The sequence below is a fragment of the Streptomyces sp. NPDC004539 genome, from assembly GCF_040610055.1.
Classification (GTDB): Bacteria; Actinomycetota; Actinomycetes; order Streptomycetales; family Streptomycetaceae; genus Streptomyces.
Genome location: NZ_JBEXLS010000002.1, coordinates 653231 through 668502 on the forward strand (window position 1 = coordinate 653231; position 15272 = coordinate 668502).

Consider the following 15272-nt stretch of genomic DNA (forward strand, 5'->3'; position numbering starts at 1 on the left):
CCCATGGACTTCGGACTTGTCCTCCAGACCGACCCGCCCGCCTCGCGCGTCATCGAGCTGATGAAACGCGCCGAGGACAACGGCTTCACGTACGGCTGGACCTTCGACTCCGCCGTGCTGTGGCAGGAGCCGTTCGTGATCTACAGTCAGATCCTGTCCCAGACCTCGAAGTTGACGGTCGGACCGATGGTCACCAACCCCGGCACCCGCACCTGGGAGGTCACCGCCTCCACCTTCGCCACCCTCAACGACATGTTCGGCAACCGCACGGTCTGCGGCATCGGACGCGGCGACTCCGCGATGCGCGTCGCGGGCCGCACGCCCAACACCCTCGCGCGGATCAGCGACGCCATGAAGGTCATCCGCGCCCTCGGCTCCGGCCAGGAGGCCGACCTCGGCGGCGGCAACGTCGTCAAGTTCCCCTGGATCAAGGACGACGCCCAACTCCCCGTCTGGATGGCCGCGTACGGGCCCAAGGCGCTCAAGATGACCGGCGAGGAGGCCGACGGGTTCATCCTCCAGCTCGCCGACCTCTACCTCACCGAGTTCATGGTGAAGGCCGTCAAGGAGGCCGCCGCAGCCGCCGGACGCGACCCCGACGCCGTGAAGATCTGCGTCGCCGCGCCCGCCTACGTCACCGCCGACGACTCGCCCGAGGCCCTCGCCCACGCCCGCGACCAGTGCCGCTGGTTCGGCGGGATGGTCGGCAACCACGTCGCCGACCTCGTCTCCAAGTACGGCGAGCACTCCTCCCAAGTCCCGGAAGAACTCACCGAGTACATCAAGGCCCGCCAGGGTTACGACTACTCCCACCACGGACGCAGCGGCAACCCCGACACCCAGTTCGTCCCGGACGAGATCGTCGACCGCTTCTGCGTCATCGGCACCCCTGAGCAGCACATCGAGAAGCTCGAAGCTCTCCGGGCCCTCGGCGTCGACCAGTTCGCGGTCTACGACATGCACGACGCGCAGGAAGCCGTCATCGACGCGTACGGCACGAAGGTGATCCCGGCCGTCAACGGCTGAGCGACACCAGGTCAGTTGGTCTTCCCTCCTCCGGCCTCACACCGGGGGAGGGGCAGGGCGCACCCCCACGCGCACCCCGCGTCCCCACGCGCACCCCGAGGATTCGCCCGCACGGCCTCTCTCCCCTCCCCTCTCCCCGATTGGCCAAGCCCATGACCGACACCGCGTCCACCGCGCCGCCCCCGTCCTCCCAAGTCACCCTCGCCGACGGCCGGGTGGAGATCGCCCCCGGCTCTCCGCAGCCCACCGGCCCCTACGCCAACGAGGACCTCCTCCCGGTCCCGGTCGAGAAGCGCACCTGGACGACGTACAACTTCTCCGCGCTGTGGGTCGGCATGGCCCACAACACCGCCTCCTGGACGCTCGCCTCGGGTCTCATCGCCGTCGGCATGGACTGGAAGCAGGCGGTGTTCACCATCGCGCTGGCCAACGTCATCGTGCTGGTGCCGATGCTGCTGACCGGGCACGCCGGGCCCAAGTACGGCATCCCGTTCCCCGTGTTCGCGCGTGCCTCGTTCGGGGTGCGCGGCGCCAACCTCCCCGCCGTCGTACGGGCGTTGGTGGCGTGCGGCTGGTTCGGCATCCAGACCTGGATCGGCGGTGAGGCGATCTACTTCCTCGCCGGGAAGCTGATCGGCTCCGGGTGGAGCGACGCCGGGCAGATCGGCGGGTACGCGTGGACGATGTGGCTGTCGTTCGCGATCTTCTGGGCGATCCAGGTGGCCATCATCTACCGGGGGATGGAGACGATCCGCCGGTTCGAGAACTGGGCGGCGCCGTTCGTCCTCGTCGGCGCGGTCGTCATGCTGATCTGGATGAGCAACAAGGCGGGCGGCTTCGGCCCGCTGCTCGACCAGCCGTCCAAGCTCGGCTGGGGCGGCGACTTCTGGAAGCTGTTCTGGCCGTCCCTGATGGGCATGATCGGCTTCTGGTCGACGCTGTCGCTGAACATCCCCGACTTCACCCGCTACGGCAAGTCGCAGAAGGCGCAGACCTGGGGGCAGGCGCTCGGTCTGCCGACCACGATGACGCTGTTCGCGCTGCTGTCCGTGATGGTCACCTCCGGCTCGCAGGCCGTCTACGGCGAGACGATCTGGGACCCGGTACAGCTCGCCGCGAAGACCGACAACGTCTTCGGGCTGCTGTTCGCGCTGGTGACGGTTCTTGTGGCAACGCTTTCCGTCAACATCGCCGCCAACCTGGTCTCCCCGGCGTTCGACTTCTCCAACATCGCGCCCCGGAAGATCAGTTTCCGCACCGGCGCCCTCGCGACCTGCGTCCTCGGGGTGCTGATCTTCCCCTGGAAGCTGTACTCCGACCCGCAGGGCTACATCTTCACCTGGCTCGGCCTGGTCGGCGGGCTCCTCGGCACCGTCGCCGGCATCCTCATCGCCGACTACTGGGTTCTGCGCCGCGGCAAGCTCGACCTCGTCGACCTGTACCGCGTGGGCGGCCGTTACTGGTACGAGAACGGCTGGAACTGGCGGGCCGTCGTCGCCTTTCTCGTCGGCGGTGTCCTCGCGGTGGGCGGCGCGAGCTTCAAGCCGATCATCGACGGCCGGCCGATCCCGGCGCTCAGATCCCTCGCGGACTACGGCTGGGCGGTGGGCCTGGGGACGTCGATGGTGCTGTACCTGGGGTTGATGGCGCTACGAGGGAAGGACAAGACGGAGGTCTGAGGTCACGGGCGGGGTGGGACCACTCACCCCGCCGTACCACTCCGCAACGCCGCCATCGCCTCCTTCGCCGCCTTGATCGCCCCCGTGTTGATCGTGCTCGTGTCCGGCGCCTTCTTCGTCTCGAAGTCGCTGCCGTTGTACGTGACGACGACGAGCGCGTTGGCCACCCGGGCGAACACCACGCCCTCCCGGGTCTGCTGCTTGTCCTCGGTCGTGAGGTTCACCACCGAGTACGCCTCGTCCCCGAGCCCGGGCACCGCCCCGCCGCCGCTCTTCTCACCGGTGCGCGCCTTGTACGACTTCACCGCGGCGTCCTGGGTGTCCATGATCTCGAAGGACACGTCCAGCCAGCGGTAGTCGAACCCCTTGAGCGCGTTCCAGGAGCAGGTCCGGCGGATCTTCGTGTCCGTGGACGGGATCTCCTTGCCGGCCGTCTTCGCGCCCGGCACCAGCGAGGTGACCGTCTTCGCGGAGACGCTGCCGCAGGGCGCGGGCGCGGCGGCGTACGTCTTCGCCGCGGTCGGGGAGGCGGAGGAGTCCCCGTTCTCCGACTGCGTCTGCCGCGGGGTGCCGTCCTGGGCCGTCCCCGCGTCCTCGGGGGCGGCGGGGGACGACGACATGGCCCAGCCCGCGCAGGCGAGGACGACCACCGGGGACAGCCGGGCCGCGAGGGCGAGCGGCAGAGGAAGAGAACGCACAGGCGCACTTCTTTTGTGGGGGAGGGCACGGAGACCAGTCCGCACCGCGGACGACGGGACGCCAGTGTCACACGACTGCCTGTGGTGCGGAAGCGTGAACTCGCTGTGTGCCTGAGTGGTGACAGCGGCTCCGCGTTGACGAGGCGAACGTCCCTAAATGTGCCGCGCGGCCGGGGGTGAGGGATGCAGCGCGGACGCGATCCGCTCCACCACGAGGAACGCGCCGTACGCCACGAGACGCACCAGCGAGCGGTCCGTGCGGCCGTCCGCCCGCCAGACCTCGACGTCCTCCTCGGTGATCCGGTGCGGCGCGAGCGCCGCCAGCAGGGCCAGCCGGGCGCCGGGCAGCTCCCGGCGGTGCGGATAGCCCCGCAGGATGACCGGCGGACGCGCCCCGTCCCAGGCCGCGACCCGGTCCCGTACGAGGCACCGCTCGCCCTCGTCGAGCAGCGCGCCGCCCTCCAGCGCCGCTGTGCGCAGCGCGTCGTACGCGGGGCCCACCGGGGTGCCCGCGGCCCACGCGGGGCCCTCACCGGGGTGCTGGAGCAGCGGCAGGGAGGCGCCCGGGACGGCGGCGCCCCGGAGGACCGCGCGGGACAGCGTGCGGCCCGTCAGGGAGCGCACCGGGCGCAGCCGCTGGGCGCCGGCCGGGAGGAGGTGCTCGGTGAGGAGCGCCGACACCACGCGGTCGGCGAAGTGGGAGGCGAGGACGGTGCCGAGATAGCCCGGGAGCGCGTCGTCCGGGAACGGGAGGGGGCCGAGGGCCGCTCCGGGGACGCGGGTACGGCCCGCCCAGTCGAGCACGCGCGCGTGGAGCTCGTTCTCCGGGTGCTCGCCCCGGGCGAGGCGTTCCGCCAGGGCGTGGTCGCCCGTCGCGTGCAGGAGGACGGCGTGCGCGTCCGCGGTGAACCGGCACTCGTCGGCGAGCGCCACCCCGTACGCGGCGACCTCCTTGCCGGTGCGGTCGCCCGGTCCCGCGATCAGCGACTCCCGCAGCAGCGCCCACGCCGGGAGCATCACCTCGGGCGCGGACGACAGGACCACGAAGGCCGCCGGGGCGGCCGTCCCGAGGTCGCGGGCGATCTGCGCGTACGCCTCGGCGACGCGGCCCTCGGCGGCCCTGGGCGACGGCGGGACGGTGTGACGGAAGGGAGTCGGCATGCACAGCAGCCTGGCGCCGGGAGCGCGCGAAAGCGTCGTCCCGGTGTAGCGGATCGACCGCACGCCCCTGGGAGGTGAGAAAGGGCCGCCGTACTGCGGCGGGAGTAGTACCGGTGCCGTCCACAGGTCTGACGCCGTTGTCGGTGCCGGGGTCTAGGGTGCGGGACATGGACGGGGGACCGCCGGTGCGCACCCGGCTCGTGGACACGGCAGTGGCGGCGGCGATCGGCGCCGTCGTCCTGACGGCCGCCGCCCTCGACCCCGGCACCCGGGCCGTCGACCCGCCCCTGCTCGCCGCCGGATCGTTCGCCCTCGCCGTCCACCGCGGCGCCCCGCGCGCGGTCCTCGCCGTCACCACCGCGACCATGACCGTGTACGTCCTGCGCGCCGCCCCCGGCGCCTGGGCGGCCCTCCCGGTGGTGGGCGCGGTCCACGCCGCCGCCCGCGCGGGGTACCGCGCCCTCGCGGCCGGCGCGGGCGCGGTGTTCCTCGGCGCGTACGCCCTCCAGCGCCCGCAGGAAGCCCTCCTGCTCACCGGCTGGGTGCTGTGCGCGGCCCTCACCGGCCTCGCCGACCGCAGCCGGCGGGCCTACCTGCGCCAGACCGAACAGCGCGCGCTCGACGCGGAACGCACCCGCGACGAGGCCGCGCTGCGCCGGGCCGCCGAGGACCGGCTGCGCGTCGCCCGCGAGCTGCACGAGTCGCTGACCCACAGCGTCTCCGTCGTCAGGCTCCAGGCGGGCGTCGCCGCCCACCTCGCCCGCAAGCGCGGCGAGGAGGTGCCGCCCGCCCTCCTCGCCATCCAGGAGGCCGGCGGGCAGGCCCTGCGCGATCTGCGCGCCACCCTGGGCGTCCTGCGCACCGACGAGCCCACCGGCACCCCGGCGCTCCTCGTCGAGCGCGCCCGCGCGGCCGGTCTCGCGACGTGCCTGACGGTCACCGGTGAGGAACGCGCCCTCGCCGCGCCCGTGGAGCGCGTGGCGTACCGCGTCGTCCAGGAGGCCCTCACCAACGCCGCCCGGCACGCGGGCGAGGCCACCGTCCAGGTCCGGCTCGACTACGGGGAACGGGCCCTGGTGATACGTGTCGACGACGACGGCCTCGCCGACCCCTCCCGCCCGCCCCGGCCCGGTACCGGCCTCACCGGCATGCGGGAACGGGTCGCGGCCCTGTGCGGCACCCTGCACGCGGCCCCGCGCGCGGAGGGCGGCTTCTCGGTCCGGGCCGAGCTGCCGCTGGGGGAGGAGAGCCTGGAGGATCTGGGGCGCGCTGGGTAGCCGCGCACGCCGGTCTGAGTATCCGTACTCAGGTCCCGGCGCGGCGGGTCCGGGAGGCTTGGGGCAGGCGGCGGGACGGTCGCGCGAACCCCTTGGAGGCTCCTGATGAACAGCTCGCAGCTCACCGCCCGGCTCCGCTCGAACCTGGTGAACCCGGCCGCGCTGGGCTATCTCGCCCTGGTGCTCGCCGTCCTCGGCTGGGTCGCGGTGGACACCCTGTTCGTCGAGCACCAGGACGCGAGCTTCGCCGGGGTGTGGGCGTTCGTGGTCACCGCGCCGGTGTCGTGGATCTTCCTGCTGCTGCCGCAGCCGCTGCCGGCCGTGGGGATAGCGGTGGGCGCCGTGGTGCAGGCCGCGGTGATCGGGGCGGTGTACCGGGCGGCGACCCGGGGGCGGGGGGCCGGGGCGGCTGTCACGGGGCGGTAGGAGTGCGGGTGCCCGCAGGGCGGTGGAGCGTGCGGTGGGTGTCAGCGGGTGGTGGGGGGCGTGCGCCTGTGGTGCGAGGGGCAGTCTGATGGTCGTACCGACGATCCGGAACGGCCGCCCGGGGAGCACCCCGCGGCGCGCGTGACACAGCGAGGTGCCCGATGCAGTTCACCACCCGGCCGACCCTCCAGGGCACCTTCGGCATGGTGTCGTCGACGCACTGGCTCGCCTCGCAGTCGGCGATGGCCGTCCTGGAGAACGGCGGCAACGCCTACGACGCGGCGGTGGCCGGGGCGTTCGTCCTGCACGTCGTCGAACCGCACCTGAACGGCCCCGCCGGTGAGGTACCGATCCTCCTCGCCCCCGCCGGCGGCGAGGTGAGCGTCCTGTGCGGACAGGGCGTCGCCCCCGCCGGAGCGACGATCCCGCACTACCGGGCGCTCGGCCTCGACCTCGTCCCCGGCACCGGCCCGCTCGCCGCGGCCGTCCCCGGCGCGTTCGACGCCTGGCTGCTCCTCCTGCGCGACCACGGCACCAAGACCCTCGCCGACGTCCTGCGGTACGCCGTCGGATACGCCGAACACGGACACGCGCCCGTGGAGAACGTCGGGACGACCGTCGCCTCCGTCCAGCGCCTCTTCGAGACCGAGTGGACGTCCTCCGCGGCGGTCTACCTCCCGGACGGCCGTCCGCCCCGCCCCGGCGTCCTCCTGCGCAACCCCGCCCTCGCCGCCACCTGGCGCCGCCTCCTGGACGAGGTCTCCGGGACGGCCGGCAGGGAGGCGCAGATCGACGCCGCCCGGGACGTGTGGCGCACCGGATTCATCGCCGAGGCCCTCCTGCGGCAGTCCGCGCGCCCCACCCTCGACAGCAGCGGCGCCCACCACACCGGCACCCTCACCGCCGCCGACCTCGCCGCCTGGTCCGCGTCCTACGAGACGCCCGCGACGTACGACTGGAACGGCTGGACCGTCTGCAAGGCGGGCCCCTGGAGCCAGGGCCCCGCCTTTCTCCAGCAGCTCGCCCTGCTCCCGCCCGACCTGCCGCCCCACGGGAGCGCCGACTACGTCCACCTGCTGATCGAGGGCTGCAAGCTCGCCATGGCCGACCGGGAGGCGTGGTACGGCGACGCCGGTGAGGTACCCCTCGCCGAGCTGCTGTCGCCCGCCTACAACGCCGGGCGGCGGGCACTGATCGGCGACAAGGCGTCGTACGAGCTGCGTCCCGGTGCCCCGGGCGGGCGGGAGGCGCGGATCGCCGCGCACGCGCGCGTGGACGTCGGTCCCGGCGCCGCGGGCGTCGGGGAGCCGACCGTCGCCACCGACGGGACCACCCGGGGCGACACCTGCCACCTGGACGTCGTCGACCGCTGGGGCAACATGGTCGCGGCCACGCCCAGCGGCGGCTGGCTCCAGTCGAACCCGGTCGTTCCGGAACTCGGCTTCCCGCTCGGCACCCGGCTCCAGATGACGCGCCTGGAGGAGGGGCTGACCGACTCCCTGACGCCCGGACGGCGCCCCCGGACGACCCTCTCGCCGTCGATCGCGCTGCGCGACGGCGAACCGGTTCTCGCGTTCGGCACCCCCGGGGGCGACCAGCAGGACCAGTGGCAGGTGCACTTCTTCCTCGCCGTCGTCCTGCGCGCGCACGCGCGTGGCGGACTCGACCTCCAGGGGGCGATCGACGAGCCGAACTGGCACAACGACTCCTTCCCCAGCTCGTTCTACCCGCGCGGGACCCGGCCGGGCAGCGTCACCGTGGAGGCCCGGATGCCGGCCGGGGTCGTCGAGGAGCTGCGGCGGCGCGGGCACGACGTGACCGTCGGCGGGCCCTGGTCGGAGGGGCGGTTGTGCGCCGTCGCGCGCGACCCCGGGACCGGGGTGCTGTCGGCCGCCGCGAACCCGCGCGGGATGCAGGGGTACGCGGTCGGGCGCTGACCTAGGAGAACCGGTTTTTCATCCCGATTCCACCCGCTGTGCAGCGGGCGGGCGGGGATTGTCAGTGGGGCGTGCTCTCATGGAGACATGATCGAAGACATGGAAACCATCGAGGAGTTTCTCGCCCGGCGCGCGGCCGACGTGGAGGAGGCGGTCCGGACGGCCGCCGCGACCGAGATCATGCCCCGGTTCCGGCAGCTCGGGGCTGACGAGGTCGACCAGAAGGCGGGACCGCACGACCTGGTGACCGACGCCGACCGGCTCGCCGAGAAATACCTCACCGAAACCCTCGGCAAGCTCCTGCCGGGCTCGCTTGTGGTCGGCGAGGAGGCGGTCCACGCGGACCCCGCGGTGTACGACGCGATACGCGGCGACGCCCCGGTGTGGATCGTCGACCCGGTCGACGGCACGCGCCAGTTCGTGCGCGGCGAGGACGGCTTCTGCACGCTGGTCGCGCTCGCCCGGCACGGCGTCCTCCTCGCGTCCTGGACGTACGCCCCCGCGCGGGACCAGCTCGCCACGGCCGTACGCGGCGGCGGTGCCTATCTGGACGGCGAGCGCCTGCACGCGGGCAGCCCGGCCGCCGGGGCGGATCTGCGTGTCGCCTGCTCGCACCCCGACTACACGGACGACGGCCAGAAGACCGTCCTGCGCCGCCTGTGGACGGACGGCGTCGCCCCCCGGCCGTGCGGCGCCGCCGGCCTGGAGTACCTCGCCGTCGCCCGGGGCGAGTCCGACGCCACCGCCTTCTCCTGGGAGGCCGCCTGGGACCACGCGGCGGGCCTCCTCCTGGTCCAGGAGGCGGGCGGCGCGCATCTCACGGTCACCGGGGAGCCGTTCCGTATCACCGGGGGCAACGCACTGCCGTTCACGACCGCGCGGGACGCGGAGACGGCGCGGAGGGTGTCGGGGTTGTTGGCGGGTGGGGGAGGGGTGGCGTAGGGCGGTTGGGGGGGGCGGGGCAGCGGAGGGGCGGTGCAGGGCTAGAGGGGCGGGGGCGCCGGAGGGGCCGCGGTCTCTGCCGGGCTGGGGTCGGCCCGGCTGAGGAGCGGTGCGCCGAGGCTTGTGGCGACCGGTTCCGGGCGTGGGGCGTGGTGACGTCGAGTCGTACGCGTCCGGCTCCGGTACGGGGCGGCGGGTGCCCCCGTGAGTGCCGTCGCCTTGCGCGTGCGCTCCCTCGGCCCTCGGTGCCCGCTCCCGCGCGGTGGCTCCACAAGTCCCCTCGGTCACTCCCGGTACCCCGCCCCCGACCCGTTGTCGTACCCCCGGCATATCCTGGCCCCAGGTGGCCGAGCGGCTGACGAAGGGGTCCGAAGTGGCGGCGGTGTTCGATGCGGTGGTGGTGGGGGCGGGGCCCAACGGACTGACCGCCGCCGTGGAGTTGGCGCGCAGAGGGTTCTCGGTCGCGCTGTTCGAGGCGAAGGAGACCGTCGGAGGGGGCGCGCGGACCGAGGAGCTGACGCTGCCGGGCTTCCTGCACGACCCGTGTTCGGCGGCACACCCCCTCGGGATCAACTCACCCGCCTTCCGCGCCCTGCCGCTGGAGCGGTACGGCCTGGAGTGGCTGCACTCCGACCTCCCGATGGCCCACCCCTTCCCGGACGGCTCGGCGGCCGTCCTCGCCCGCTCCGTCGCCGAGACGGCCGCCTCCTTCGGCCCGCGCGACGCGGGCGCGTACCGGCGCCTGGTCGAGCCGTTCCTGCCCCACTGGGACACGCTGGTACGGGACTTCATGTCCCTGCCACTGACCGCCCTGCCCCGCGACCCCGTCACCCTGGCCCGCTTCGGCCTCGCCGGCCTCCCCCCGTCGACATGGCTGACCCGCCGCTTCCGCGACGAACCCGCGAAGACGGTCTTCGCCGGCCTCGTCGCCCACGTCATGGCACCGCTCTCCGGCCTCGCCACCGGCGCCATCGGCCTCGTCTTCGCCCTCGCCGCCCACGCGCGAGGCTGGCCCGTCGCCCGCGGCGGCTCCCAGGCGATCTCCGACGCCCTGGCCGGCTACCTCAAGGACCTCGGCGGCGAGATCCACACGGACTACGAGGTCAAGCGCCTCGATGACCTCCCCCCGGCCCGCGCCTACGTCTTCGACACCTCCCCGACCGCCCTCGCGCGCATCGCCGGCTTCGGCGGCTACTACGACAACTACCGCTACGGCGCGGGCGTGTTCAAGGTCGACTACGCGCTCGACGGCCCGGTCCCGTGGACCGCCGAGGAACCCCGCTCCGCGACGACCGTCCAGATCGGCGCCGACAGCGCGGAGATCGGTGCCGCCCTCAGGGCCGCCTCCCGGGAGAACCGCGCCCCCGACCGCCCGTTCATGATCACCGTCCAGCCGAGCGTCGTCGACCCCACCCGCGCCCCCGAGGGCAAGCAGGTCTTCTGGGCCTACGGCCACGTCCCGAGCGGCTGGACCGGCGACCTCACGGACCCGATCGAACGCCAACTGGAGCGCTTCGCCCCGGGGTTCCGCGACCGCGTCCTCGCCCGCGCCACCTTCGGCCCGCCCCAACTCGCCGTCCGCAACGCCAACTACGTCGGCGGCGACATCGGCACCGGCGCCTTCTCCGGCCTCCAGACCCTGCTGCGCCCCAAGCTGTCCCTGTCGCCGTACACCACCCCGCACCCGGCGATCTTCATCTGCTCCTCGGCCACCCCGCCGGGCCCCGGGGTGCACGGCATGTCGGGGCACAACGCCGCCAAGGCCGTCTGGCGAAAACTGCGTTCCACACGGTGAGTTGACCTGTCCATACCCCCGACGCCCCGGATTCCGCAAAGGAAGCCAGGTGTTGCCTTCACCACTGCTTTGCCTGTGGCGGGACACTTTTGAAAGTGAAAATAGTGTGAGTAAGGTTTGGGGATGGATGATCGGAAACCCGTATTCCGCTCCAACCCACCCACTGACCGGCGCACTTCCGACCTCGTGCGACTCGTCAGGGCGCCCGCTGCGCTGAGCGTCCCGGGCGATGTGCTCGCCGGAGCGGCGGCGGCCCGGACCCCCTGGCACCCGCGCGTCCTCGGCGCCACCGCCTCCTCCGTCTGCATGTACTGGGCGGGCATGGCGCTCAACGACTACGCCGACGCGACGACCGACGCCGTGGAGCGCCCCGACCGGCCGATCCCCTCGGGACGCGTCCCCCGCCGCACCGCCCTGGCCGTCGCGACCGGCCTGACCGCCGCGAGCCTCGGCCTCGCCGCCGCCACCGGAGGCCGCCGGGGGCTGCTGGGAGCGCTTCCCCTCACGGGCCTCGTCTGGGCCTACGACCTCGGCCTCAAGTCCACCCCGGCCGGCCCCGCCGTCATGGCGGGCGCCCGCGCGGCGGACGTCCTCACCGGCGCCCTCGCGGTCGCCCCGCCCGGCGCCGGCGCCACCGCCCTGCGCCGGGGCGCCCTCCCGGCGGCCCTCGTCGGCGCCCACACCTACACCCTCACCGCCCTCAGCCGCCACGAGATCTCCGGCGCCCCGGCCGGCGTCCCGGCCCGGACCCTGGCCGCCTCCACGACCGCCGCACTGTTGACAGCGGCGGGGCCGGTGGCGCGGGGGCTGCGGGAGCGGGGTGGCGGCACGGGGGGCGGTGGTACGGGGGGCCGGGGGCTGTGGGCCGGGATCGGTACGGAGGCCCGGATCGGTACGGTGGCCCGGGAGTCGAGGGCCGGGATCGGTGCGGAGGCCCGGGAACCGAGGGCCGGAGCAGGTACGGCGGCCCGGCTGACCCCCGTGACGTCGACGGCCGTCCACGCGAGCCTCCCGGTCTCCAGCACGCCGGCCGGCGCCCGCGTCGCCGTCCGCGCCGCCGCGCTCCTCGGGAAACGGCCCCAGGGCCGTCGTACCGCCTCCGCCTCCGCTCTTCTCGACGGCCGCCCCCGGGACCGGCGTGCCGCCGCCACCGCGCTCCTCGTCGGCGGTGCCGCGCTCGCCTACCTCGGGTCCTACGGGGCCGCGCAGGTCAAGGCGGTGGCGGCGCCCTCGGGGGAGAACGTGCGGGGAGCCGTCGGCGCCGGGATCACCGCTCTCGTACCGCTCCAGGCGGCGCTGACCGCCCGCGCGGGCTCCCCGGTCGCGGCGGCGCTCCTCGGCGCCGTGCACCCCGTCGCCCGCCGACTGGCCCGGCGCATCTCCCCCACTTGACCCCTGCGTGAGGAACCCCGGTATGGCCTCCCCCCTCAGATTCGGCTACGGCACCAACGGATTCACGCACCACCGCCTGGATCACGTCCTCGGTGTCCTCGCCGACCTCGGCTACGACGGCGTGGCCCTCACCCTCGACCACGTCCACCTCGACCCCTACGCCGACGACCTGCCCCGCAGAGTCGACGGCGTACGGCGGCAGTTGGAGCGGCACGGGCTGACCGTCACCGTCGAGACCGGCGCCCCCTACCTCCTCGACGCGTACGGCAAGCACCAGCCGACGCTGATGGGAGACGGCGTCGACCAACGAGTCGACCTGCTGCGCCGGGCCGTCCGGATCGCCTCCGAACTCGGCTCGCCCACCGTCCAGTTGTGCAGCGGTCCGGCCCCGGACGACATACCCGAGGCCGACGCCTTCAAGCGGCTCGCCGACGGGGTCGGACGGGTGCTGGAGACCGCCGAGTTCTACGGCGTCTCCCTCGCCTTCGAACCCGAGCCGTACATGTTCGTCGACACCGTCGACCGCTGCCTGCGCATCGCCGAACTCACCGGCGGACACGAGCTGTTCGGCATCACCCTGGACATCGGACACGCCCACTGCGTCGAGGACGCCCCGGTCCTCGACTGTCTCCGCCGCGCGGCGCCCCGGCTGCTGAACGTCCAGGTCGAGGACATGCGGCGCGGAGTCCACCAGCATCTCGAACTCGGCACCGGCGAGATCGACTTCCCGCCCGTACTGGCCGCCCTGCGCGACCTCGGACACACTGGACTGGTCTCCGTCGAGATCCAGGGCGGCGCCCTCGACGCCCCCGAACTCGCCCGCCGCTCGCTGGAGTTCCTGCGCGCGGCCGGATAACCGCTCACCCCTGTTCCCCCCGTTCTCCTCACCACCCCTCCAGGAGATCCCGCAGGTATGGCTACCGCCCGACCGATCCCGCAGGCGGCGCCGGACCCCCGGCCCGCCCTCGCCGGCGCACCGCTCCCCGACCGGGCGCGGAGCTGGCTCGACACCGCCACCGCCCGTGTCGCGGCCGATCCCGCCGCGATCCGCGCGCTGTTCCCCGCCGCCCGCCGCCAGTGCGGTCACGCCCGCCTCACCGACCACTGGCACACCGACGACGCGGTCCGCGCGGCCCTCCTCACGGCTCTGCCCCTGCGCGGCGCGGCCCTCGCGGACGCGGTCGCGGAGCTGTACCGGCACGGCGATCCGGCCGAACAGCGGGCTGTGCTGCGGGCGTTGCCGCTGTTGGAGGAGGTCAACGCGGAGGCGGACGGGGAGGTGGACGGGGAGGGCGGCGCGGGTTCGCCCGGTTCGGGCGATGTGGATTCGCCGGGCTCAGGGGGTGCTGGTTCAGGCGGCGCGGGTTCGTCCGGCGCGGACTGGTCCGGCCCGGATTCGTCCGGCGTGGATTCCTCTGGTTCGGATTCGTCTGGTTCGGGCGAAGCCGACCCGCTCGGTTCGGGTGAACCCGACTCGCCTCGCAACCAAGGCAGTTCCGCCGCCCCGGCCACCCCGGCACCCTCTCCCCGCCGCGCCGCCCCCATCGGCGTCCCCGGCGTCCACCGCACCCTCTTCGCCCCCACCCCCGATGACCGCCTCGGCGACCTCGCGCTCGACCTGGTCCGCGAGGCCCTGCGCGGCAACGACAACAGCGTGATCGAGGCGGCACTCGGCGCGTACGCGGCGGCGCGGCTGCCGGACGCGGAGTACCGGCAGGCGGTACTGAAGTGCGTGTTCTCCGACATCCCGCTGGACCGGCTGTACGGCCTGGACGCCCGCGCGGACCGTGAACTCGCCCGGATGCTGGCCGACTTCGCGCACGAACGCATCGCCGCGGGCCGTACCGTCCCGGCCGATGTCTGGCCCCTGGTCCGCGCGCACACCGCCCTCGCCAAGTCCCTCGCCGCCCGCGCCCGCGACCTCGCCGACACCCGCCCGGAGGCGGCGGCCCGTGCGCTGGCCGCCCTGGCGGGCACGGAGGAGGAGGCCGCACCGCCGGCCACGAAGACCGTCGCCACGACACTTTCCGCAGGTGAGCCCTACAGGAGGCCCTGACCATGCGTATCTTCGACCCTCACATTCACATGACTTCGCGGACGACGGACGACTACGAGGCGATGTATGCGGCGGGGGTGCGGGCGTTGGTGGAGCCGGCGTTCTGGCTGGGGCAGCCGCGTACGTCGCCGGAGAGTTTCTACGACTATTTCGACGCTCTGCTGGGGTGGGAGCCGTATCGGGCGGCGCAGTTCGGTATCCAGCATTTCTGCACGATCGCGTTGAACCCGAAGGAGGCGAACGATCCGCGGTGTCTGCCGGTGCTGGACCAGTTGGACCGTTTTCTGGCGAAGGACCGGGTGGTGGCGGTGGGGGAGATTGGGTACGACTCGATGACCGCGGCGGAGGACGAGGTGCTGGCGCGGCAGTTGCAACTGGCGGTGGAGCACGGGCTTCCGGCGCTGGTGCACACGCCGCACCGGGACAAGGCGGCGGGGACGCGGCGGACGCTGGACGTGGTGCGGGAGTCGGGGATCGCGCCGGAGCTGGTCGTCCTGGACCACCTCAACGAGCTGACGGTCGGCATGGTTCTCGACAGTGGCTGCTGGGCCGGGTTCTCGATCTACCCCAAGACGAAGATGAGCGAGGACCGCATGGTCGAGATCCTCAGGCAGCATGGCACGGAGCGGGTGCTGGTCAATTCGGCGGCTGACTGGGGGAGTTCGGACCCGTTGAAGACGCGGAGGACGGCGGACGCGATGCTGGCCGGCGGGTTCGACGAGGACACGGTGGACCGGGTGATGTGGCGTAATCCTGTCGCGTTCTACGGGCAGAGCGGGCGGCTCGAACTGGACGAGATCAAGCCCGACGACACCGCGCTCCATGAGGGCAACTCGATCAAACGCGGCGGAGAGTGAACTCCCGTACGCCTCAAGGACATCGA

12 protein-coding genes and 1 pseudogene are annotated in these 15272 nt (G+C 73.4%); 11 read left to right on the forward strand and 2 right to left on the reverse strand.

Annotation, left to right across the window (positions count from 1 at the left end; genetic code table 11):
- Positions 1-3 precede the first annotated feature (3 nt).
- Together ABZX85_RS06540 and ABZX85_RS06545 are read left to right on the forward strand one after the other, a co-directional pair.
- Complete coding sequence (locus ABZX85_RS06540) at positions 4-1026, forward strand: TIGR03842 family LLM class F420-dependent oxidoreductase (RefSeq protein WP_355863034.1); 1023 nt, start codon at positions 4-6, stop codon at positions 1024-1026.
- Between the two features lie 152 nt (positions 1027-1178).
- Positions 1179-2705 (forward strand): NCS1 family nucleobase:cation symporter-1, encoded by a 1527-nt coding sequence (locus tag ABZX85_RS06545; RefSeq protein ID WP_355863036.1) that lies wholly within the window; start codon positions 1179-1181, stop codon positions 2703-2705.
- A 23-nt stretch (positions 2706-2728) separates the two neighbouring features.
- Here ABZX85_RS06545 and ABZX85_RS06550 read toward each other — a convergent pair whose 3' ends face one another.
- Together ABZX85_RS06550 and ABZX85_RS06555 are read right to left on the reverse strand one after the other, a co-directional pair.
- The gene (locus ABZX85_RS06550) at positions 2729-3403 is read right to left on the reverse strand and encodes a hypothetical protein (protein ID WP_355863038.1); all 675 of its coding nucleotides are present in this window, start codon (positions 3401-3403) and stop codon (positions 2729-2731) included.
- 153 nt (positions 3404-3556) lie between these two features.
- On the reverse strand, positions 3557-4564 hold the full coding sequence (locus tag ABZX85_RS06555; RefSeq protein WP_355863040.1) for a DNA-binding protein: 1008 nt from the start codon (positions 4562-4564) through the stop codon (positions 3557-3559).
- Positions 4565-4731: 167 nt separating this feature from the next.
- Between ABZX85_RS06555 and ABZX85_RS06560 the strand changes: the two genes are divergently transcribed.
- From ABZX85_RS06560 to ABZX85_RS06600, 9 genes and pseudogenes are all read left to right on the forward strand, one after another.
- Positions 4732-5841 (forward strand): histidine kinase, encoded by a 1110-nt coding sequence (locus ABZX85_RS06560; protein ID WP_355863042.1) that lies wholly within the window; start codon positions 4732-4734, stop codon positions 5839-5841.
- A gap of 105 nt (positions 5842-5946) precedes the next feature.
- Positions 5947-6267 (forward strand): hypothetical protein, encoded by a 321-nt coding sequence (locus ABZX85_RS06565; RefSeq protein ID WP_355863044.1) that lies wholly within the window; start codon positions 5947-5949, stop codon positions 6265-6267.
- A gap of 161 nt (positions 6268-6428) precedes the next feature.
- Positions 6429-8204: a gamma-glutamyltransferase gene (locus tag ABZX85_RS06570; RefSeq protein WP_355863046.1), complete on the forward strand. Its 1776-nt coding sequence runs from the start codon at positions 6429-6431 to the stop codon at positions 8202-8204.
- Between the two features lie 87 nt (positions 8205-8291).
- Positions 8292-9146, forward strand: coding sequence for an inositol monophosphatase family protein (locus tag ABZX85_RS06575; protein WP_355863048.1), 855 nt, complete (start codon positions 8292-8294; stop codon positions 9144-9146).
- Positions 9147-9528: 382 nt separating this feature from the next.
- Positions 9529-10941: an NAD(P)/FAD-dependent oxidoreductase gene (locus ABZX85_RS06580; protein WP_355863114.1), complete on the forward strand. Its 1413-nt coding sequence runs from the start codon at positions 9529-9531 to the stop codon at positions 10939-10941.
- A 186-nt stretch (positions 10942-11127) separates the two neighbouring features.
- On the forward strand, positions 11128-12333 hold the full coding sequence (locus ABZX85_RS06585) for a UbiA family prenyltransferase (protein WP_355863050.1): 1206 nt from the start codon (positions 11128-11130) through the stop codon (positions 12331-12333).
- A 22-nt stretch (positions 12334-12355) separates the two neighbouring features.
- Positions 12356-13189 (forward strand): sugar phosphate isomerase/epimerase family protein, encoded by an 834-nt coding sequence (locus tag ABZX85_RS06590; RefSeq protein ID WP_355863052.1) that lies wholly within the window; start codon positions 12356-12358, stop codon positions 13187-13189.
- A 741-nt stretch (positions 13190-13930) separates the two neighbouring features.
- Positions 13931-14389 (forward strand): annotated as a pseudogene (locus tag ABZX85_RS06595) (EboA domain-containing protein); the annotation flags it as partial.
- A gap of 2 nt (positions 14390-14391) precedes the next feature.
- On the forward strand, positions 14392-15246 hold the full coding sequence (locus ABZX85_RS06600; RefSeq protein WP_355863054.1) for a TatD family hydrolase: 855 nt from the start codon (positions 14392-14394) through the stop codon (positions 15244-15246).
- Positions 15247-15272 lie beyond the last annotated feature (26 nt).